This window comes from Paenibacillus sp. EB106-06-01-XG199 (assembly GCF_058791575.1).
In genome coordinates, this window is the sequence record NZ_JBYTDQ010000001.1 from 786,752 (window position 1) to 809,268 (window position 22,517).

The following is a 22,517-nucleotide window of genomic DNA, read 5'->3' on the forward strand; positions in this document are numbered from 1 at the left end:
TTTCATCGAATTAATGGAAGACGAACGTGAACGGTAGTTCCCTTTCCCATCTCACTTTCAACATGAATAGAGCCGGCATGAGCATCCACTATGGCTTTAACAACTGCAAGTCCTATTCCGGCTCCGCCAGTTTTCCGGTTCCTTGATTTCTCTCCGCGGTAAAAACGTTCAAAGATAAAGGGAAGCTCATCTTTAGATATACCCATTCCGGTATCGGAAACGATAATGACGCCTTCTGCATTCTCTTTTAACACTTCAATATGAACACTTCCAGAACTCGTGTATTTGAAGGCATTGCTTATCAGATTTACAAATACCTGAAGGAGCCGCGAACGATCCCCAGTGATCCAAACGTCACTTTTACTTATCAGGTCAGCTGAAAGTCTTTCCTGCCCAAACTGGCTGCATACCGTATTTAAAGACTCACTAACGATTTCGTTAAGTGAGACGACCTCCGTCATAAGCTGAACCATTGGATTCTCTACAGCAGCCAGATTTTCCAAATCACTGATGAGCCTGACAAGTCGCAGGACTTGATCATGACACACTTGTAATTTATCCGGCGTCGGTTCCCAAATGCCATCCTGAAAGGCTTCCAAATGGCTTTGAATTGTTGTTAAGGGTGTTCGCAGCTCATGGGCCACATCAGCGGTCAGTGATTTCCTTAGTTGATCTTGCTTCTCCAATCCATCAGCCAAATGATTGAGTGTACGCCCCACGTCATCAATTTCAGTATTCTGATTTAACACTTCAACCCGGGAGCTGAGATCCCCCTCCCTCATTTTCGAAGCAATATCTTTAATCTCTAAGAGAGGTCGGCTAATGCTTTTGGCCATATAGCGGCTGAACAGATACGTCCCGACAATTACGAGTATCATTGCGGCCCATAACAAGGTGTTAAACATTCGCAGAAACTGCTGATCCAGACTTTGCGACGTTTCTTTCTCTGGTAGAAATTCCAATGTTCCTACCTGCTGATTTCCTTTTACGATTATTTTTTTAATGGTGTCTTGTGCAGACTGGGAATTCACTTGTATCTGCATGCCCATTTGACTAGTATCCCAAATCAAGCGACGGTTTTGGTCATAAACACGAACCATATAATCACTAATCATCGCTTGGTGCGAAATGGTCATCCAAATGTTTGTATTCCAGTGGCCGGTAGAGACATTATAAGCGTCTTCTAAATCATCCAGTAAACCTTGTATTTCTGTCTGCTGCTGGTTCTTCTGATATTGGTTAAACGAGATGTTCATTACCAAGTTCACAAGCAAGACAATAGACAGAAGAGCAGCAAGGGCAACACCGACATGGGAAATAAGAAGCTTTCTGCTCAATCCGCCTCTATTAAACATCATGACTCACCAAGAATTTATACCCCACTCCAAATACAGTTCCAATAAAAACATGGTCATCGGATATATTTGAAATGGCTGGACTGAACCACCGTTTACTGTTTGCATGATGGACTGTAGATCATGGCGTTTAGCAAAGCTTGAAGACATTTTCACAGTGATACCTTGAATGCGGCTCCCTGCATGATATCGGCCCATGCTTGTCGAGGGACTAAGGTTGAGCTGATGAAGTAATGCAATATACCTAACAAAAAAGCAGCCATTCTCTTGATGAGAATGCTGCTTTTTAGGTGCTACCTATGCCCAGCAGTCACAGCGATCACTCCGTTAACCGGAGCTTCTGAATTTTTCGCCTTGCTGGTTATATATAAAGAATAATAACGAGCCTCCCAATAATGAACAAATAAGATACACACAGGTATATGATAATAAATCGGCAACCGGTCCCATAATCACTCCGCTAAGCGATACGCCGAGATCAGCCATTGCAATAAATAAACCGATCAGCACATTCCTGTTATTCTCCGGGAGCACGAACGTCAAATAAGTTGTTAAGGTCGGATAAAGCATGGCCTGGGCTAATCCCATTAATAAAGCGCCGCTATAAAAGACTGCAAATCCGCCGACAATAGAAAACCCCGTGCATAAGGACGCCACCGTGAGTGCGAGAATAATCCAAGTTACAAACACAGGATGCCATCGTCCGTCTGAAGGAATCTTTTTCCGCAAAAAAAACCGTGCCGCGACAATCATCGCCGCCTGCAGCATCAAATATACGGCTGCACTGCCATGATTAATCTGAGCTGCGTACAAAGGTATAAAGGTTGTGACTGCGCCAAACACAATGGATGATACCAGCATTAGTATACTGCAGCGAAATAAATGTGGATTCGTGAACAGTTGGGTAAACGAACCCCGCATGCCGGTTCTCTGAGCAGCCGGCCGGTTATCCGACTCCGTCTTCATCGTGGCACTGAAGCCTACAGCTCCAGTAAGGACAGCCATTCCGACAAGTGTTATTGTAAAAACACTCATTTCCCCGGTTTCCCAGATATTAATAGCCAGTAAAGGACCTATTACACCGGGCATCGATGCACAAAGCGAATACATGGAAATGCCTTGCGAGCGGTCTTTCTCTGATAAGGCATCAATTATGCCCAGCTGCAGCGACATAGAGAAGAAAGCCGTACATGCCCCTTGCAGCATTCGGGCGACAAAATATCCGCCTAATCCGGTAAATGTATAAAGAGACAAAGCGACTGCGTTCATTACCAAAATAACACGCAGTACTTTAACCGGACCCAGCTGATGAATCAACTGGCCGGCCCAGGGCCGCAGAAACATGGTCGTAAACAAATAGGCTCCCATAACTAGGCCAATGGTTGAGTTACTGGCGCCCAGGGACTCTCCCTTAAGAGGGATGATTACATTAAGAATAGAGTTTGCACTGAAATATAAGAGGGTCAATACATACAGGCGCAGAAAGGGCCAGGACAGGGCTCCCTTCACAGTATTCTCTCCTTCCGGTTCTCCAGGTCAACGCTGCGGTCTTCACCTGGGCCGGCTAAGCGTAAAGCCATCCGAAGCATGTCTTTGGAATACTCAGACCGGACATCGTTTAATTGGTGGGCAGATAAGATCTCCTCGATTTGTCCATAGCGGACAAACATCAGGCGGTCACACAGATAGACTGCTGCCTGGATATCGTGAGTGATGAAGATATAGCTCATCCCGTACGATTCCTTCAGCTTCTTAAGCAGCTCCAGCACTTGAAATTGAACCGAAGCATCAAGTGAGCTGACTGCTTCATCCAGCAGAATGCATTTTGGCTCCGTCGAAACTGCTCTGGCAATACACACCCGCTGTGCTTCACCTCCTGACAGTTCATGGGGATATTTCTTACGGTAAGAAGGGTCCAGTCCCACCTGACGCAGCAGGAGGTCAATCCTCTCTTCGACTTCCCTGCCTTTCTGTCCCAACAGTTGAAGGGGTTCAGCCAAGGCTTTCTCAACAGTATAATAGGGGTGAATCGATGAAGTATAATCCTGGAATACCGCGCTGATCTTCCCCCTTCTGCCTGCCCGCTCACCTATGTTTATTCCTTCGAATTGTATGGTCCCGCGGTCAGGCTTCTCAATGCCAAGCAGCAAGCGCCCCAGGGTAGACTTACCGCTCCCGCTTTCGCCAATAATCCCTAATACCTCGCCTGCTTCTAATGTAAAGCTGATATTGTGTAATACCTTCTTGCTTTTGCGGGAGAACAACCCCCTGCCTGCATAGGATTTCTCCACCTGATCAACGGTCAACAAGGTCTAAGCCCCCCATCCTGCTGCTAAAATGCCGGTTCAGCACTTGCTTTGCTTCTATTAGGTGCCTGGTATATTCATGTCGGGTATTTGAAAATACATCAGCTGCACTTCCACTCTCCAGAATCTCGCCGTCCTTCATGACCACAATGTCGTCAGCGATCTGCTTCACCATGTCTAAATCATGTGAAACAAAGATCATGGAGCACCCTGTGTTTGCCCGCAAGGAAATCAGCTGTTCCATCACTTCAAATTGTGAAAGGGTGTCCAGGGCGGACGTAGGCTCATCGGCGATAATCAGCGTGGGCTCAAGAACAATAGCAAGCGCAATCATCATCCGCTGCAGCATCCCCCCGGAAAGCTGGTGCGGGTATTTGTTCATGAGGGCAACCGGATCTTTAAGCATGACGCTCTCCATTGCCTTGGCCATCCTGGACGTTATATCACTCGGGTTCCAGCCATAGTGCTGTTGCAGTGTCTCTCTGAAATGACTTCCGACTACACTTGAAGGATCAAAGGCTCGCATGCCGTTCTGCATAATCAGACACAGCTGCCTGCCTCTTTGCTTTCGCATTTCCGCTTCGGAAAGTTCAGCGAGATTAACCCCGTTCAGCCGCATACTCCCTGATTGATGAATATTGGATTTGTTCAACCTCATGATTGCCCGGCAGGTGACAGACTTTCCGCTGCCGCTCTCCCCCACAATAGCGAGGCAGCTCTCTTGTCTAACCTGGAATGAGCTATCCGAAACGATTATTTTGCCGCTCAGGTTGTCCCATATCCGTAAATTCGAAACATCCAGCGTAACCATTGAATCTATGCCACCTCTTCCCCTTTTGTTTTGGCGGAGAACACTGCCAAACTACGCGGGAATTTGCGGATTTTCCTTTGTAATTTAGGATCGAGTGCCGCTTGCAGCGCATCGGAGCAGAAATTAACCGCCGAAACTACGATAACGATAGCCAATCCAGGGGCCAGCATAAGCTCCGGCCGTGAAAACATTACTCCTCTGGCCTCATTCAGCATCATTCCCCACTCTGCATGAGGAGCCTGAATGCCTAATCCGAGAAAGGACAAGCCGGAGATTTGAAGGATCATGGTGCCAAATGCGCTGCTGGAGATCACCGCAATATCCGGAAGCGCTACCGGCAGAACTTGCTTCATGATGATGGCAAAGTTGCCCATTCCAAGCGCCTTAGCGAATCTTATATAATCAGCATCGGCATACTGCATGACCGAGGTGCGGATGACGCGTGCAAACCAGGCCCATTTCATAATGACGAAGGCAATCAGAATGTTCTGGATTCCCGGTCCCAATATACCGACTACAGCCAGCGACATCACATAACCGGGAAAGGAGAGCATGATATCGCAGATTCTCATGATGATGTTATCCGTCTTGCCCCTGAAATAGCCCGCCAGGAATCCGAGAAGGCCTCCAAAGATTGCAGATACCGCCAGCGCCACAAACACCCAGAGGACACTGGGACGGATTCCGTAAATTAATCTAGACAATACACAGCGTCCCAGATGATCGTTGCCCAGCAGGTACTGCCAGGACGGTGAAGCATAACGCAGCTCCATACGAACTTGTTCCGGGCTATAGGGTGCGAACCAGGGCGCACAAATTCCAATGATTGCGACCAGTGCGGTGACCGTCAGAGATAAGGCAGCCAACTTGTCACTCCACATTTTATGAAATACAGTCATCTAGAACTCCTTCCTCAATCGGGGATTCAATGCTGCATTAATGAGATCTGACAAGGTGTTAAACAGCACGAAGGAGGCAGCCAGAACCAGAACATAAGCCTGGATGACCGGGAAATCCCGGCCCAGGATTGAATTCACGGTCAATGTTCCCAGTCCCGGCCAGGCGAAGATACTTTCCACGACTACTGTGCTTCCCAGAATAATCGGAACGGCCATGCAGAACACTGATACGGCGACCTGCATGGAGTTCTTTAACATACGCATCGTAATTTTCCGTTCAGGCAGCCCGCAAGCCCTGGCATATAGCGTGTAATCCTCATATAACTGGCTCAACATGGAGCTTCGGACTATACGGAAGTAGATTCCGGCATAACTGACGGTCAGAATGATCACCGGCAGGATGTACCCCGCTAAGGAATCCATGCCGCTGGTCGGCAGCCAGTCCAGCTTGACAGAGAAATACCAGATCATCATTGCTGCAAGCCATGCGGACGGCATGGAGGTCAGGAAGAACGAAACACCGCGTACTGAACGGTCCAGCAGCCTGCCTTCTTTCAAAGCACAGAGGATTCCGAGTCCGACGGACAGCGCAAAAATCGCAACGATTGATACCATCGTCAATTTCAGAGTATTAAGAAAGGCTGGCCCGAGCAGGGACCACACCGGAGTACCTGTTATATAGGATTCGCCGAAATCCAGCCGGAAGCAGGAGCCCAGCCAATCGAAATAACGGATCAGAAACGGCCGGTCCATGCCCAGTGCTGTTTTGGTCTCTGCGATTAACGCTTCGGTAATTTGAGGTACTCCCTGTGACCGCAGAACAACCTCAGCCGGTTCCAGCGGCGACAGATGATTCAGAGCAAAGGTCAGAAACGAAATGATGATAAGCAGCGGAACTGCCAGCAGTGTCCTTTTGAGGATAAATCCGCTCATACAGACCTCCCCTTCCATTTCCGGTTTATTTAAAGTGCATGCTCTCGAAGGGCAGCTCGAATTGAGTCTGCTTGAAGGTAATTCCCTGCAGACTGCTCGGAGCAACCACGGTAAGATTACCATTTGTAAGCGGAATGAACACTGCCTCTTCATGGACCTTTGTTAAAATATCCGTATACAGAGATTTTCGTTTCTGCTCATCGGTGGTCACCATGACCTCTTCTATTTGGCTGATAAGCTGCTCCGCCTGGGCAATACCTTTTGTGGCATGATAATAAGCTGTTTCCGAAGTAAATGCAGAGACTGTACTTTGCGGGTCATAGGCAAGTCCCCATGTCTGGTTAAACAACAAATCATAATCCCCCGTTGATCTACGGTTCGCAATAGAGGAAGAATCCTCACCAATCAGCTCCAGCTGCATACCTATACCTTGAACGGTATTCTGAATCAGTTCCGCTTGTGTCTTCTGGGATAAGGAAGCCGCATCATAATATAGTTTCATGGTTAAGGCTTTGCCATCTTTCATGCGGATATCTCCGCTTGAATGCGTCCAACCAGCTTCTTCCAGCAGACCCTCTGCTGCCTGCAAATCATAGGCCCGCGGTTGTAGTCCGAGATCAGCATAGTTCACATTGGAAGAAAATAAGGTGCCGGCGGGAGTCTCCTTGCCGTTGAAGATTTGCCGGGCGATCGTTTCCCGGTCAATGGCATGCCAGATGGCTTCGCGGACGGCTTTGTCATGTGCGGGACTGTCTGCCTTGCCGCTGTTGGCCACGATCATTTTCGTGTTCATCGGCTCACTTCTCACTACCTGGTAGTCTCCGGATTCAGCCAGCCGGTCCATGGCCTCCGCATCAATACTGTCAGTCCCCCGGTCATCGGTAAAGACAAAATTAACTTCTCCTTTTTGCAGGGCCAGGAATGTCGTTTCCCCTGTCGGAAGCACCTTTGCCGTGATTTTTTGGAGTTCCGGTGCGCCGTTCCAATAATGTTCATTGGCCTCGAACACCGCATACTGGTCCGTTTTATGCTCTGTTAGCCGGTAAGGGCCTGTGCCGTTATAACCGCTAACCCCATCCTTGGTTTCCCCATTCATAAAGTCCTTCGGGGAAAGGAAGACATAAGGTCTCGTCATGGAAAGCTCAAGCAATGCCGGATAATAAGGCTCAGACAAGGTCAGTTCAAAGGTGAACTCGTCGATGACCTTGGTATTCACGATTTTGGTCGACAATTTGATCCAGGTATGCTTGACGGCATTATGCTGGACTGCGTCAATATTCTGTTTAACAGCTTCCGCATTAAACGGCTCTCCGTCATGGAAGGTAACGCCCTCTCTCAGATGGAACGTATAGATAGTCCCGTCCGCCGAGATATCCCATGACTCTGCAAGCAAGGGCTTAATTCCTTCAGGTGTATTCTCAACCAGCGATTCGTACACCTTCCCTTGCGCAGGCATAGAGCCGGGATACAAATGCGGATTCATATCATTGATATCCTTTACAGTGGCGTAAACCAGTTCTTGGTTTGGCTTGGATGCATTCGTCTGTCCGTTCTCTGCTTTCCCGCATCCGGCTAATACAGCCATTGATGCCAGTGCTGCCAAGATAATAGTATATCTTTTTTTCATTTGAACCCCCCCATATTTACTATTCTGATATCTTCAGAAAATGATTGGACATGAAATGCCTTGGATAGAGCCTGTCCTTGGAGTGCATGAGCGGTAATCACTAATTGTTGCTCGTAACGCTCAATGAACTTGTCAATCGTTGGACAACTCAGCTTCAACTGACCGGCGATCCCCTGAATGATTTTGATACGGTAATAATCTTCCTTGGGCATCCGTGGAATGTCCCATTCTCCCTCCCTGTTTATAAATACAGGATGGATCGGAACTGCGGAGAAATCATAGTATTTTCCCTCCTGGTCCGGCTCAGAGAACGGATCGATCAGCAGGGAAGCGTAACGGATATATAAAAGGTATTCCTGATGGATAGGTTCCATTGACAAGAAGTTGTCAATATCATGCTGTGGTAAGCTTTCCGCCCGGACCGGATAACTATCGTCTGTCATGAACTTCAGGAGATTTAAGCTTGGCAGGTTAAGCGCTTCGAACAGCCCCGATAATTCCTTCCAGCACTCCAGCATTTCATGAATTAGCCGGGGGGTAATCGGCCCCTCCGGAAATAATTTGTATACATACTTCCTGCCGGGACTCTGAGCGAAGACTGCACTGAGCGAGAAGTGATTCATGACAAGCGGCGGATGAACAAATAAGGAGATATTCCTGCTCTCCGCCTCCAGCGGAGACCTCATGACACTAAGCGTAATCCCCAATACATTGTAAAGCTGGTTCAGCGAATCAAGATTGTATGAAGTGCCCCGAGTAGAGCCGATGAACACCTTTCTTTTAACTCCGGTAGTAATGGCACCGTTCGACGGTACACCGTGAATCCAGCGAGTATCCCCCAGATAAGTGGAGCAACTGATAACTTCTGCCTCAGACCCCATCTCTTTTATGTAATTGTGGACTAAGCTGTTAGAGCCCAAAGTAGGAGAAATTAGAATGAGGCATTTAACCTGCAGTAACAGATTTTTGTTCAGACTGCGCAATACATGCAGATATGCATCGGTTGTTACGGATAAAATTACAGTATCCCAAGCCCCCGTTATCGACTCATAGCCTTGAAATACCTGGTCCGCACAGCATTCACCTTTCATTAGGCGGTGTGATTCGTTCTGTACTGCAGTGAATAACCGGTTCCCGCTCTCACGAAGTGCGGCCATAACCTGTTCTGATCTGTGTGAGATTCTTCCGGCAATTCCAACCTGGGACTGGAAATGATTCTTGAACAGAACAGCCAGCTGAATGGTGACTGGCCCGGTTCCGAGTAATAATACACGCTTGAAGTCGTCCATATACAGCCTCCTTTGTTAAGATCCCGGCTGAGACTTGCAATACAGCGCTACATCAAAAACCTGATCAGGACACAGAATTTGCTCGGCAAGTATCCATTTCGTCTCATTAACAGTTTTCATAGGGTAATTGAAGAGGGATTTTAACCGGTTCCCGTATCTCATTGCTACAACGACCTGCTGGCCGGTTAACGCATACAACTGGTCCAGCAGATTATACTTTTCCGCCACGGTTGAACTGAATATGATATGTGTTGCCTGCTTCAATTCCGTTTCATACTGAATAACCAACCCTGTTACAAGACGTACCGGCAAATAATCTCCTAACTTGCTTAGCACTTTATTACTCAGGATTACCGCTTCTTCGTCTATATCAATTCCAAGGACTTCTGCATTCGTACGTCTGCTTATCAGCATCGGCGTCATTGGAAACGCGCCACTTCCTACCATGACTACCCTGGACTCTGAATCGATCTGAAAGCTTCCGAATTCACGCTCAATACCGGATTCAATATTAGCAAAATATTCGGTTCGTTCCTCACTCCCGTTCAAGACATGTAGAGCGCGGTACTTTTCCATAATGGACACGCATCTCGCCGAAACCTCTCTTAATTCTGCTGTAAGCCGCATCACTTCCTTGGAGCTTTGTGGTTCTAACTTTTCCCAAATTTCCTGATTGCAAGGATTCATAATAAACCCGGTGTAATCGTCTATAATACCCGTAAGTTCCACACTTCGCCCGGAGGTACCATCAAACTCATCTGCCATCTTACGGAACTTGGCTGCAAATTCATAGAGTGTAGATAAAAGCATCTCCAACCTTCTCCTCTCTCCTCCAGTGATTAAAGATCGATATATGCTGTTCCTTCTGCTACGATGCTGACATTGCCTGAAATGCTTAAGCCGGTGAGTTCACTTTTGTCCAGATGTGCAGATACCTTGATGAGTCCACCGGGCTGCAGTATAGCCCCTTCAAAGGGAGCAATGTTCTTCCAGGCCATATATGCACCAATGGAAGCTGTTCCTGATCCGCACCCTCTTTCCCAGACCATACTGTCCAGCATAGGAATATAAATAAGCGGTAAGAGCTCGCCGGAGCTTGGCTTGTACAGCAGAATGCCGATCAGTTGATTGGTCGACGTGATTTCAAGCAACTTCGCTAAGCTTTGTGCCATTTTCTTGACCGGCTTAGTAAACCGCTCCACTTCTAATACCACATGAAGGAAATCGGAGTACTGAATTAGACCGACCATAAATTGATTGCCGTCATACTTGAATATCTTGGCTTCAATGCTCCGGGGCGCAGGCATCATGACCTTGCAGCAATAACCCTCATCAGTATTCGTCACCATACATTGAATCAATTGATCTGTTCCTGAAGCCTCCAATTTAACCGACCTGCAGTCACTGGAGTTTGTCTGCTGATGGGCTATCAGTACGGCCAAGGCCATGCAGGCATTTCCGCAAAACTCACCGCCGGCCATGCGGAGAGCTGCATCTGCATCAGGATGCATAGTTTTCTTAATGAATCCGACTTGTTCGGCATATACGTTGTCGTATGACATCATTTTCAGGGCAATCGGTGCGTATTCGTCTTCCTCATGGCTGCTTCTGACTAGGATGGTCATATTCTGTGTAGGGCTTGCTTTAACAAAAGAGATTTCCCGGCGCATATCTCACATCCTTAAAAACGTAGATTCATTGATTCTCTAACAGGAACAAAACGATATTAAATAGTAATGATTACTATTATCATTGTAAATTATACCCATGAACCCTAATATGGTCAATACATTTATATTCACCCTTTCTCTTCTGTTCATCGCAATCAAAAAAACCCAACCCCGACTATAATCGAGGTTGGGTTTTGATTTGGACTTGCTCAAGTTGTTTGCTACTTTACGATCATTACTCACAAAATCGCGTATTAGAGTCACGTTTTTGGTCTTAACTGTCGTTCCATCTGAAGCGGATACCACGAAGAAGTATTTACCGGTTGGAGGTTTCTTCGATGTGAACACTCCCGTATTGCAAAGATCGGATGCCGGATCGTTGGCAGACTTAGGAGCTCCGATACAGTCGGCATGACATCAACACCGAGTACTGCAAGGTTTTAATGTACAGACAGGACCAGATCCTTGTAGGCCTTCAATACCCCCCAATGGCACAGATATCATTCAGACAGAACAAAGCTTGCGGCAGTTGGCCATTTTTGTGCAACTGTATCACCGTTTCGTACCCAAAGTTTCCAGTCATATCCCGGTAATGACCGTTGTGAGATTAACCTTGATGCTCCATAAACATTTTACTTAGATAATCATCAAATCGGTAATAGTACTATGTTCTTGTCCATTTTCGGCAATGGGACCAAGTTCTTGTCCTGAGAAAAGGACAAGAACTTGGTCCCTTAAAATAGAAAACCCGCGCAGGGCGCGGACTCTTAGGGGACGATGTTTTTGTCCACCGACAAAAAAACAAACACAACTCCAGTGAGTTGTGTTCAATAAACTACTCTCATTATTTTGTCCATTAAGCGTAAAACTTCTTTGGTTGGAATGATGTAGTCACCTGCTTCAATTAGATGTGTCCCTATCTTTACATGAGGTGTCATACCGTTTGCCGAGTGAGGAATAGTTTTATTCTTTTTCTTTTGTAAGTACACCATCTTTATTTTGGTATATTCTTTTTTCATTTTTTTCCATCTTACACACTATCTCTTCTTCCAAGTTAATTCCTAGAAGTTCCGAAAGTCCTATTAAGTAGAGTGCAACATCAGCCAATTCTTCACCCAAATCGTCTTTCTTTTTCAGATAAGCTTCGCAAGCTTCTGATAATTCGCCATATATAAAACAAAATTCTTGAAAAATATCAGTAACATTAAATCCTTTCGCAATTTTATTCTGATAAACTCTTTTTTGTAACTGTAATAAATCAATCACTTTATTCACCTATCCTATATATAATTTTTATTTGCGATAGATAAGTCTAGGTAGAAAGCTTTTTCATTTGTCGGGATTATGATTGATACTTCCGGCAACTCATATTCTCCTTTCATAAAATGAAATATAATCCTTTTTATTGCAAACCAAATTCTTTAATGTAATTAAATAGCTATTATGAATTACATTATAAAATATAAAATCTCTGTTATATATGGCTCGAATTTCGGATAGGGGTTCAATATTTCGGAGAAATCGGTTTATAATGCTGAGAGAACCTATGACTATCATCTCCAGCATTTTGGCAGCAACAGTCTGGACAACAACGGGCTACAGATCCGCTCCACGGTCCATTACTACACTTCATATAACAATGCCTTCTGGAATGGAGGAAAGATCATTTTCGCCTCCTTTTGTTCGTAAATGAGAGCAACTGCAACGCAAAAAAAATCGCGCAGCGCGCGATTTATGATGGTACCAGTCTGTTAATCTGTTGAGTTTATTCCTCCCGTAAAATCCCTTATTTTTTCAGAGATTTCTTTTGGATGGGAACGATACAGATAATGTCCCGCGTCCAATAAGACCACTTCTCCATGTACAGAGTTCTGGATCTGCTTCTCATGTTCCGGAATCCATCGGTCCGTCGTAGGGTGATTTGCCTGAAGAAAGAAAAGAACTGGTAAATTGGCAGGAAAAGTAAGCTTTTCTGCTGCTTTAAAGTTGGAATACATGCTCACTGCCTCATTTAATTGAGTTGTATTATACATGTTTTTGCGTATCAAGATGTCCAATTGTTCTTTAGTCGCTTTATCATAGGGCAGTCCTTCATAAGGGTCAGCACTCAGTTTCAATTGTAACCGGGCGAAGCCCAGGTTGCGGAACCATTTAACCGGTTCTGTATCAGACGAATCAATCTTCTGTTCACTTAGTGACGGAACACTGCTGTCCAGCCCGATAAAGGCTTTCACTTCATTTGGATATCGGTTCACATAATCCAGACTATAGAGCCCGGAAATGGAGTGGGCAATAAGGGTGTAACGATCGATCCGGAGACTTTGTAACGCTTCATGAATTTCACTTACAATGTTGGCTGAACTGCGCTCCTTCCGGGATTGATCGCTCAATCCGTAACCAAAAGGTTCGATCACGACGACTTTATAATACGGGCTTAACTCTGATAGGAGTGGCTTAAAATCAAGTGCAGGCGCCGCTGTTCCATAACCGGGAAGAAGCACTACGGTTTCTTCGCCTTTGCCTTGGATGAAAACATTCATATGCTTACCATCTACAGACACAAGCTGACCATACTGTTCCATTCTTTTTTGTTCTGAATGACTGCTGATTTTGTTTACGGTAAATACGATGGCGATAAAAAGTAGAATAGCGATAACCACTGCGGCGATTACTTTTAATGAAATATGCAGCACTCTTTTTACTATTGAACCCTTCCTTACTTCCTCTCCTGCTGTTTGTGCCAAACTCTCTCCCTCCTCTTATTATTTGAATGGTTGTATTTGCTTCATGTACGCTTTGAATGCCCCGGCGATTTCTTTGAATTTCGTATGATGCAGGTAATGTGAGCCTTCCATCGGGATCATTTCTCCCTGTGCCGATTGTTTGACTTGTGCCTCGTGCAGCGGAACCCACTGCTCATTGTTCTCGTTATTCGACTGGACGAAGAGAAGCACCGGCAAATCGTTAGGGTAGGTAAGCTGTTCTCCATTTTTGAAATTGGTACCGAGATGTCTGAGCTCATCCATCATTGTTGGATTGGTCGCGACTTGATTCGAAATGAGACGCATTTGTTCTTTAGTATACTCATCCGGGTAGCTGTTCACGTAGGACACTCCGTATAGTCCAGTGATGGAAAGTCCCATAAGAACGTAACGGTCAATACCCAACTGCTGCACAGCTTCGTGAACTTCACTGACGATATTCTCTGTTTTTCTTGCCTTCTCAGTTTCGTCGCTCAACCCGTATCCGAACGGCTCAATCGCTACGACTTTGTATTCTGGAGACAATTCATCGATCAGCAATTTGAAATCAAGCACTGGCGACGGAGTTCCCTTGCCCAGGAAGAAGGACGATTGTCTGTTCGCCGCTGCCTTATATAAATACATTCATTTTGTTACCATCCACATTGACATACTGGCCGTATGGTTCGATTTTCTTTTTCTCGACCCCGTTACTGATCACATTAACGATAAACAAGATGCCCATGAACAGCACAAGCGCCCCGAGAAGACCTCCTATTATTTTCGACCATAGTTTCTGTTTTTTGCGGATTCTGTTCCCTTTCTTGATTTCCACCGGTCCCTGTCACGTTCATCTTCTCCTGTCCTTATATCTGTAGAGCCGCGTTATATAAATTGAACTTATAATTCTTCTATTTTGGGGTTGGCCATGACTACAGAGAATATTTGGACTTCCGGCCGCTGTTAGGTTTGGATTTCCTGAATTTAACCGCGAATCGCGGTAGAAATCCAAATCTAAAGGCGGACGCTATCGCTCCTCCAGTTCCAAAATTCCCCTCCGCCACTTTTCCCTAAATATAATTCTCAAGTTCAATCTATATAGCGACATATTCAAAGTGTAAACAACCAAAATGTCCCCTTCGTTACGGCAATATGAACGGAGTATGAACAGGCACAGAAGGAATGTTATTATGACAGCCAAACCTTATGTCCTGCATAGCAATGAACCGAAATATACAACTAATACTAGCTTTGGAATTACAAAATAAATACTTCGAGTACTACTTTACTTATCCAATATAATAAATACTCTCTTCTATTTGCTATACAAGCAGATAAAAGAGAGTATTTTTGTTCCTAAGCTATTCCCACTAAAACGTTGCTGGTGGTTTGGAAGTTATATCATACAATACTGGTTTACGTTTTCAGTTCGTTGACGATACATATAGAGTTTTTCTCAAGTACATCCCGTGGAATTCATCGCTGGAATAAACTTAGGCATCTCGTTTACGGTAAAATACAATAGCTGCTGTAAAAAAGATCAGTGTCCATACCATTGAAATACCTGTCCCTTGCATAGGTGTAAGGACATTTATTACATCAGAGGAAGGCGGCGGCATGTACATATAATATCCTGCCGTATCCGGAAAATAATTTCTAATACTAGGTTGAAAATCTCTCGACAATGGACTGACAATGAAATAATAACCAAGCAGTACCACTAAAGCAGGAGTGGTTCGTCTTAATAAAGCACCTATAGCTGCACTGAGAAGTGTGGTTAAGGTTAGATAGCCTGCTGCACCTATTAATGTTATTATCATTGTGTCTATTTCAATCATTACGGCTGTGTCTCTCATCATAATAAAAGTATATAGTACACCTGATGCAGCAATAATAAACGCAGCAGGAATAGATATAATGGCCAATGCCAAATGCTTCATGGATAATTGGAACCCGCGCCAAGGTATCGTGGTTAAAGTAGTTCGAATCTGTCCACCCGTATACTCCGAACAAGTAGCTATGATACCAAGAATAATGAACCCTGCTTGAATATGTCCCATAGAAGCAAGTCCTATATTCAGTATACTTTGCGTTCCTGCTGCCCCTTGTAGACCAACAGAAGTAAAAGCTGCAGTTAAAGCTAAATTAAGAATGAACGTCCCCATAAGAGTGAGCCATATCCATGGTAATGTAACTAATTTATCCAGTTCAGCACCAAGGATTTGTGTTATCTTTCTACTAGGTGAGACACTCATGATGCAACGTCCCTCCTATGGAATACAATAGCTGCAACAATGAAAATAACGGCTACCCAGGCAAACATGACTACACCGCCTGTGAAGGGAGTGTGAAATCTGTCGAATAAACTGCCTGTGGACGGGGTGTGAAGTCTGTCGCTCGTAAACATAAACATTTCAGCGCCAGCCCTATCTGGTAAGTAAAACGCCAACTTTGTAACCCTATAAAGCAGGACACTAAATGATACAACGGAAGAATTTATTATGAGCACAGCAAGCGGGATGATGCCATTCTTAGTTAGCAAAGTAATCCCAAGTGCTAAAAGAGCAGTGAATGTCCAGTAACAAACTGCACCGATAAGTCTGGACCATTCAAATGCAGGGGCATATTCGCCGAGAATAAGATGCGTTGCAGACACAGTTGTCATAATAGCAACAATACATAGCAGTATGCTGATCACTGTCACAGCGCCTGCTTTTGCCAGCAAAAAAAGAAATCGGGATGAAACAACGGTTAAACTTGTTGTAATCTGTTGTCCTCCACCAGATTCACTGCTCTCTGTCAAATACTCACTGCTGACAGCAAGCACACCAAGAATAATAACGCCTTGCACACCAAGAGCTAAGCCAATATATCCAACTTCCGATAGCCGTGTGCTAACTCCAGCTATAATCGCATCTTTTTCTGCTATACTGTCCAAGGCAGCAATGACCGCTGGGGCAAATGCTCCAATAAGCAAGGCAAGCCAAATGCCCGGCAGGGAGAACAATTTAGATAGTTCCGCGTTGAATGCTCTCATACAACCTCACCTGCATTTTCAGATGTCAGGGCAAAAAAGGCTTCCTCCAGCGTGTAATGGTTACCTATTACTTCTTCCAATGTTCCATCTGCAACGATTGTTCCATGCTTAATAATCACCACATCATCAACAGTCTCTGCAAGTTCTCCCATTAGATGACTGGACAGTAACACCGTGTTTCCAGAATCAGCACGTTCACGTAAAAATGTCCGAATCCAACGAATTCCTTCTGGGTCGAGCCCGTTTACGGGTTCATCTAAAATCAATATTTGTGGATCACCAAGTAATGCAGCTGCCATTCCAAGTCTTCTCCCCATACCAAGGGAATAATTCCCCACTCTTTTACCAGCTGCATTAGTAAGACCTACTATTTCCAGAACTTCCTCGACACGTGAGCGGGACAATCCTGCGGCACGGGCAATCCAACGCAAATGTGCCCGTCCTGTTCGCATACGATGAGCTCCAAATCCATCAAGTGCGGCACCTACTGTTGCCAGAGGATTATGTAATTCTGCAAATGGCTTTCCATTAATTAGCGCACTCCCTGAGGTGGCACGATCTAATCCAAGCAGGATGCGAAGTGTAGAACTTTTACCTGCCCCATTTGGACCTAAAAAACCAGTTACTCTACCTGGTCTAGCTTTAAAACTAATACCTGATAAGATTTCCCCAGTCCCGCGATGTTTGACTAAGTTATCAATTGTAAGCAACCACAACACTTCCTTTCTGTTATGGTTCTAATTATAAAGAAGCAAAGTTACATCCCGGTGATCATGTTGTTTAATTCTGGGTTACCTTTAGGTTAAGCTCTACCAATAACCACTCTTGTGCCATTTTCATTTGATGTAAAGTCAGCTTTCAGCTTCATTTTTTTCAACATATAATTTAAAGCCGATAAACCAATCCCCGCCCCATGCTCATAGGAAGAGTTATCCATACCTGGACCTCTGTCTGCAACAAGGATCAGTTCTTTTTCTACATCAACCACAATGTGTACATATTTCCCCTCTGCTGCATGGCGAAGAATATTCTGAAATAAATTATCCAGAACCCGTGTCATCCATTTAGGATCTGCTTCCCAATAAAAAGTCGCCTCTGCCGGTAAATCAACATCAACCTGAATTTCTTTTTCTTCAAATACTGGATACCACGCAGCAACAGAGGCTCTTACTAAACGTCCAATATCTGTTGAAGTGGGCCCAAAAGGATATTTCCCTGATGTAAGCAATGTATAGGAAAGTAAATCATCCATTAGATCTCCGACTCTTGTAATCGTATGGTTCATCTCTGTTAATGAGTTTTGTCCTTCTAAACTTATTGCTTCTTTATTTAATCTGGTGATATGTCCTCTCAAAATAGTAAGTGGCGTTCGTAAGTCGTGAGATAAATTAGCAATGAGCCGATGTCGTAATAATTCCTCTTCATATTCTCGCTTGCGGCTGTCTTCAAGCTGCTGAATCATCCAATTAAAAGAACTTCCTAACTGGTCTATTTCATCCATACGATCTCTTTGAACAGATATTGGTTTAGGAAAATTATTAGCTGAAAATGACATGACTTCCTGTAAGCGGGTGAGACGTTTACGAAGCCTCAAGAAGAAAATCCAAGATATCACAACAAATGCTACAATAATAAAACCAAACAAAAGCAGTACAACGTAAAAATAATTTAACTTATTCAGCTCTTCTTCATTAAAAGGAGACTCAATGAACGCAGATAAGAAAATAAGTACAATCGGAGGAAAAAAGATAAATAGAAAATGTCCTTTTAGAAAACGGCGAAATAATGATTTAGTCTGTTTCATAGTTTCACCCGATAACCTATTCCCTTCAACGTTTCAATAATCTCTGGGGAATCCGGATGACGTTCCAACTTTTGGCGCAGTCGATGGATATGTACCATTAATGTTTTATCACCTGTTATATAAGTTTCTTCCCAAATGGCTTCATAGATTTGTTCTTTTGGTAAAACTTGATTAGGGTGGCGTAAGAAGTACATTAAAATTTGATGTTGTTTCCCTGTCAATATAATTTCTTCTCCTGTGATTTTGTCAAACACCATTTGAACTTCTGGATCTACTTCAATATAATTCCCTAATGAAATACGTTCGGAATGTGTTCCGCCACTTCGACGGATTAATACTTCTAATCTTGCAACTAATTCATCCGTATGGAATGGTTTCGTTAAATAGTCATCAGCAAATTGTAAACCTTCTACCTTATCATCTATCGATGTTCGGGCAGTTAACAACAAAATAGGAACAGCAGGAGCTGCCTTTTTTAATCGTTTTCCCACAGTAAATCCATCTAAACCGGGTAACATGATATCCAAAATAACGATTTCATGCTGATTCACTTCTTTTTCAGCTCCTTCACCAGAAAGCAGCCACTGAACTGAAAATCCCCGCTGTTCCAATTCTTCTTTTACCCAACTGCCTATTTTCTCATTATCTTCAATATATAATATATTTCTTTTCAAGTAACATCCCGCTCTCTAAATTGAGTTCACTAATAGACAGAATAACACAATCTAAAAACCAGCAGCACGTTGAATTTTAAAGTCCATTTTGATTGGTCTTAAGTCTCTTATAGAACAAGAACTTCTCTCTTCGTCGGAATAACAGAAATCAGTGAGTTCTTTCGAGAACAGTATAGATGAGGGTAAGAAATTCCCATAGTAAAAATACAATATGGGAAATGAGAAAAGTTGTATTTGACGTTGATATACTTTGATGATAAGAATCATGCGTACCAGTATTCCCCATCCCTTTGTAGAAGCCACGGACACTTCACATCTTCAAAAGAAAACACAGCACTGAAGCTGGTGGAAAACTACATTTGGTAGGCTTATAATGCATGTTCTTTTATCAAAAAATCAACTTTGTGTAATTTCAGGTCCGATGTATCAACAAATATGTTTAGATAATCATCTAATCGGCATAGTACCATGTTCTTGTTCTTGTCCATTTTCGGCAATGGGATCAAGTTCTTGTCCAGAGAAAAGGACAAGAACTTGATCCCTTAAAACAGAAAACCCGCGCGGAGCGCGGGTTCTTATAGAACTATGTTCTTGCCTACCGACGATGGTTTGCCAATGACATAAAGTTGCCTACACATATGGCACAAAGTTACCTCGCCGCTTGCGGCATTCTGCTTTTATTTAGGAAAATACAATACAACCGTTAGATTTCCATCTTGATAATAAGCGTTTATATATCCCTCCATACGTTCTGTAAGAATTTTTGCGATTGATAATCCTAATCCTGTGGAGCTTCTGCCGTCTTCAACGGTATAAAATCGATCAAACAACCTGCCCACCGTAACCGGAGATAACTTTTTAGCGGAATTGGTAAAAGTGATTTTCCCATCCCCATGTAAACTTACCTTCAAATCACCATCACTATACTTAATTACATTGCTTAAGATGTTTCCCAAAATACGGCTGAGGGCAGTGGGATCAAGCGACCGGTGAATCGGTGAATCCGGAAGCTCGATTTCCGGATCAATTTGCCGTGTCTTAAATGCACCGTAATAGGATAACAAACTTTCTTCCAGCGCCCGGTTCAGGGTCAACTTCTCATAGCTTATCTCTTGCACCGAAGTGATCAATGAATAGCGGAAAAGTTCTTCGGTCAATTGCTTTAAGACCTCGGTCCGATTCTGAATTTGGTCAAGATACCGCTGTACGGATTCCGACTTATTCTCCCCTTCCAATAAATCAAGATAACCGTATATTGCAGTCAAAGGGGTGCGCAAATCATGGGATATATTTGTGATTGCTTCCTTCAATTCAGTATCGCCCTGCTGATAACGGTGACGTTCTTGGCGCAGCAAACCAAGTTGGGTATTCAGGTTGTGCGCCAACTGCTGCATCTGTCCGTCACGGCTGGAAATACTAATCAATATATTGGTATCGGATGTGAGGATATCGTCGATCGAGTTCTTTATTTCCTGAGTAGACTTCCGTAAAAGGTACACCTTCCCTACAAGAAATACAATGATTAACACGAATACGCCGAATAAGAGCCACAATCCGATTTTCATTCCACACCTACTCCATTATTTTATGTCCTTTTTACGGAACCCTAACAATCCAATAACTGTGGTCATAACTGTAATTGCCAGAGAATAGACCCACATCTGGATAAAATCCGTTGCATTCCCCATAGCAATTTGATTGGCTTGACCTGTCGGAAGGAAATCATATAAGAATTGATATACTGCCTTTTTTGTGCCACGCGGATAACTGGGGTTCGCCACCAATTCCTGTACATACTTCCCTGTATCCGTAAGTGTGTCAACTGAATAAAATTCCTCTGCGCTGAGCCGACTCTGAAGCTGGGTTGCCGCTATGAGCAAAACAAAAAATGCAATCAAGGCAGTCACCGCCACCGCGGCTTTATTCTGAAACAGCATGCTCATCATGGTATAAATAGAAGCATATACCAGTATTAACAATACACTGCTTATTAGTAACAGCAATATTGTATTCCAATCCGCCTCAAAAGAAGCAAGTACCGCAATGCCGCCTACCATAAGAATGACAATATAGACAAGGGCAAGAATCAGTCCCGCAACAAAACTGGATATTAAATTGGACAGATAAAGGTCACTTTTTCGATGTCCCACGATCAGCTTATTTCTCATCGTACCGTCACTGTATTCCGTGCCCAAAAACAGACTTATAAACGTAGCCAGAGCTCCTCCAATTACAATGTTAAAAAGAAAGAGGGGCAGTTCATGAAGCTGCAGACTAGCATCGCTCATTCTTGTTTCTCTGTAGATAATGAACAGTATTGCACTGGCAAACAGCATCATAGCCGCTGTGCAAGACAGGAGCGTTCTGCTTTTCCGCATGCGTGAGAAATGGGAAGATAACAACTTATTCAACTTCGCCACCCCCGGTTAGACCGATAAAGTAGCTTTCCAAGCTCTCATCCTGCTCGTTCAAAGTAAAGACTTCGCAATTATTTTTTGCAAGTTCCATAACAAGGTCGGTTACGCTCACTTTTCCATACATAACGGCTTCGTTTTGCGTACGAATTATGTATTCTATTCCCCGCTGGTCGAGCACACGGGCGAGCACACCCGTGTCCGATACCTTAAGCCAGGTACATGTCCGACATGCTGCGTGCAATTCAGCTGCACTGATTTCCTTAACCATTTGCCCTTGATCAACAAAACCATAATGAGTCGCCAATCTGGATAGCTCATCCAGAATATGACTGGAGATTAGAATAGTGATTTGCCGTTCCTTGTTAAGTTTCAAAAGTAGCTCACGCATTTCAATGATACCCTGTGGATCGAGTCCGTTGATGGGTTCATCCAAAACAAGAAAATCGGGATCCCCCGCAAGAGCGACGGCAATGCCCAAACGCTGGCGCATACCGAGTGAGAAATTTTTTGTTTTCTTTTTTCCTGTATCCCCCAGTCCCACAAACTGCAACAGTTCCGGGATATTATGGAACGAAGGAAGTCCTAATACACGATATTGATCTCTGAGATTGTCCTCCGCAGTCAAATCGAGATAAATCGACGGCGTTTCCACCACAGCACCCATACGACGGCGGGATTTCACTATATCCTTAGCGGTGTGTTTTTTACCATACAGCGTATAGTCTCCTGCCGTTGGCTGCTGTAAACCACAAATCAAACGAATGAGCGTTGTCTTTCCGGCCCCATTTCTCCCTACAAAACCATAAATTGAGCCTTTGGGCACTTTCATGGTCAGCCCGTTCAAAGCTTTAAAATTCCCATATGACTTTTTTAAGTTATTGGTTGTTAAACAATAATCCATTAAATCGCCTCCTTACTACTGATGTATGGAGTGTATCGAGAAATAGTTAAGAA

21 protein-coding genes and 1 pseudogene are annotated in these 22,517 nt (G+C 44.1%); 1 reads left to right on the forward strand and 21 read right to left on the reverse strand.

Features of this window, described 5'->3' with window-relative positions; all coding sequences use genetic code 11:
* Positions 1–2: 2 nt before the first annotated feature.
* The 11 genes from AC3WT9_RS03855 to AC3WT9_RS03905 all read right to left on the reverse strand — a co-directional run bounded on the left by AC3WT9_RS03855 (position 3) and on the right by AC3WT9_RS03905 (position 12,156).
* Positions 3–1,337, reverse strand: a complete 1,335-nt coding sequence (locus AC3WT9_RS03855) for a sensor histidine kinase (RefSeq protein ID WP_341378760.1) — start codon at positions 1,335–1,337, stop codon at positions 3–5.
* 345 nt (positions 1,338–1,682) lie between these two features.
* The gene (gene cntE, locus AC3WT9_RS03860; RefSeq protein ID WP_341093472.1) at positions 1,683–2,864 is read right to left on the reverse strand and encodes a staphylopine family metallophore export MFS transporter CntE; all 1,182 of its coding nucleotides are present in this window, start codon (positions 2,862–2,864) and stop codon (positions 1,683–1,685) included.
* A complete protein-coding gene (locus AC3WT9_RS03865) occupies positions 2,861–3,664 on the reverse strand; it encodes an ABC transporter ATP-binding protein (RefSeq protein WP_341378758.1) in 804 nt (267 codons plus the stop codon). The genes cntE and AC3WT9_RS03865 overlap by 4 nt, the downstream gene beginning before the upstream one ends.
* Entirely contained in the window at positions 3,651–4,472 is an 822-nt protein-coding gene (gene cntF, locus AC3WT9_RS03870) for a staphylopine uptake ABC transporter ATP-binding protein CntF (protein ID WP_341378757.1), read from the reverse strand. Before cntF ends, AC3WT9_RS03865 begins: the two co-directional genes overlap by 14 nt.
* Before the next feature lie 5 nt (positions 4,473–4,477).
* Positions 4,478–5,371: a staphylopine uptake ABC transporter permease subunit CntC gene (gene cntC, locus AC3WT9_RS03875; protein ID WP_341378755.1), complete on the reverse strand. Its 894-nt coding sequence runs from the start codon at positions 5,369–5,371 to the stop codon at positions 4,478–4,480.
* Positions 5,372–6,304, reverse strand: a complete 933-nt coding sequence (opp1B, locus tag AC3WT9_RS03880; protein ID WP_341378754.1) for a nickel/cobalt ABC transporter permease — start codon at positions 6,302–6,304, stop codon at positions 5,372–5,374. It abuts the gene before it with no gap.
* Positions 6,305–6,329: 25 nt separating this feature from the next.
* Positions 6,330–7,931: a staphylopine-dependent metal ABC transporter substrate-binding lipoprotein gene (gene cntA / locus AC3WT9_RS03885; RefSeq protein ID WP_341378752.1), complete on the reverse strand. Its 1,602-nt coding sequence runs from the start codon at positions 7,929–7,931 to the stop codon at positions 6,330–6,332.
* Complete coding sequence (locus AC3WT9_RS03890) at positions 7,928–9,220, reverse strand: opine metallophore biosynthesis dehydrogenase (RefSeq protein WP_341378751.1); 1,293 nt, start codon at positions 9,218–9,220, stop codon at positions 7,928–7,930. The genes cntA and AC3WT9_RS03890 overlap by 4 nt, the downstream gene beginning before the upstream one ends.
* Positions 9,221–9,235: 15 nt before the next feature.
* Positions 9,236–10,030 carry an SAM-dependent methyltransferase gene (locus AC3WT9_RS03895; RefSeq protein ID WP_341378750.1) on the reverse strand — a complete coding sequence of 265 codons (795 nt, stop codon included), beginning with the start codon at positions 10,028–10,030 and terminating at the stop codon, positions 9,236–9,238.
* A 29-nt stretch (positions 10,031–10,059) separates the two neighbouring features.
* A complete protein-coding gene (locus AC3WT9_RS03900; RefSeq protein ID WP_341093459.1) occupies positions 10,060–10,890 on the reverse strand; it encodes a histidine racemase CntK family protein in 831 nt (276 codons plus the stop codon).
* A 963-nt stretch (positions 10,891–11,853) separates the two neighbouring features.
* Positions 11,854–12,156, reverse strand: a complete 303-nt coding sequence (locus AC3WT9_RS03905) for a MazG-like family protein (RefSeq protein WP_342479883.1) — start codon at positions 12,154–12,156, stop codon at positions 11,854–11,856.
* A 243-nt stretch (positions 12,157–12,399) separates the two neighbouring features.
* Between AC3WT9_RS03905 and AC3WT9_RS03910 the strand changes: the two genes are divergently transcribed.
* Positions 12,400–12,579: a hypothetical protein gene (locus AC3WT9_RS03910; protein ID WP_341097684.1), complete on the forward strand. Its 180-nt coding sequence runs from the start codon at positions 12,400–12,402 to the stop codon at positions 12,577–12,579.
* A 62-nt stretch (positions 12,580–12,641) separates the two neighbouring features.
* Here the strand turns inward: AC3WT9_RS03910 and AC3WT9_RS03915 are convergent, their stop codons facing one another.
* From AC3WT9_RS03915 to AC3WT9_RS03960, 10 genes and pseudogenes are all read right to left on the reverse strand, one after another.
* Positions 12,642–13,634: an alpha/beta fold hydrolase gene (locus tag AC3WT9_RS03915; RefSeq protein WP_341093456.1), complete on the reverse strand. Its 993-nt coding sequence runs from the start codon at positions 13,632–13,634 to the stop codon at positions 12,642–12,644.
* A gap of 18 nt (positions 13,635–13,652) precedes the next feature.
* Positions 13,653–14,466: pseudogene (locus AC3WT9_RS03920) on the reverse strand (alpha/beta fold hydrolase).
* Between the two features lie 658 nt (positions 14,467–15,124).
* Positions 15,125–15,886: an ABC transporter permease gene (locus AC3WT9_RS03925; RefSeq protein ID WP_341378747.1), complete on the reverse strand. Its 762-nt coding sequence runs from the start codon at positions 15,884–15,886 to the stop codon at positions 15,125–15,127.
* Complete coding sequence (locus tag AC3WT9_RS03930) at positions 15,883–16,668, reverse strand: ABC transporter permease (protein ID WP_341093451.1); 786 nt, start codon at positions 16,666–16,668, stop codon at positions 15,883–15,885. The genes AC3WT9_RS03925 and AC3WT9_RS03930 overlap by 4 nt, the downstream gene beginning before the upstream one ends.
* Entirely contained in the window at positions 16,665–17,378 is a 714-nt protein-coding gene (locus AC3WT9_RS03935) for an ABC transporter ATP-binding protein (RefSeq protein ID WP_341378746.1), read from the reverse strand. Before AC3WT9_RS03935 ends, AC3WT9_RS03930 begins: the two co-directional genes overlap by 4 nt.
* A gap of 92 nt (positions 17,379–17,470) precedes the next feature.
* On the reverse strand, positions 17,471–18,472 hold the full coding sequence (locus AC3WT9_RS03940) for a HAMP domain-containing sensor histidine kinase (RefSeq protein WP_341378745.1): 1,002 nt from the start codon (positions 18,470–18,472) through the stop codon (positions 17,471–17,473).
* A complete protein-coding gene (locus tag AC3WT9_RS03945) occupies positions 18,469–19,146 on the reverse strand; it encodes a response regulator transcription factor (RefSeq protein WP_341093446.1) in 678 nt (225 codons plus the stop codon). The genes AC3WT9_RS03940 and AC3WT9_RS03945 overlap by 4 nt, the downstream gene beginning before the upstream one ends.
* Before the next feature lie 677 nt (positions 19,147–19,823).
* Positions 19,824–20,540 carry a sensor histidine kinase gene (locus tag AC3WT9_RS03950; RefSeq protein ID WP_492407337.1) on the reverse strand — a complete coding sequence of 239 codons (717 nt, stop codon included), beginning with the start codon at positions 20,538–20,540 and terminating at the stop codon, positions 19,824–19,826.
* A gap of 186 nt (positions 20,541–20,726) precedes the next feature.
* The gene (locus tag AC3WT9_RS03955; protein WP_492407338.1) at positions 20,727–21,485 is read right to left on the reverse strand and encodes an ABC-2 transporter permease; all 759 of its coding nucleotides are present in this window, start codon (positions 21,483–21,485) and stop codon (positions 20,727–20,729) included.
* 64 nt (positions 21,486–21,549) lie between these two features.
* Positions 21,550–22,464, reverse strand: coding sequence for an ATP-binding cassette domain-containing protein (locus AC3WT9_RS03960; RefSeq protein ID WP_341093444.1), 915 nt, complete (start codon positions 22,462–22,464; stop codon positions 21,550–21,552).
* Positions 22,465–22,517: the final 53 nt, after the last annotated feature.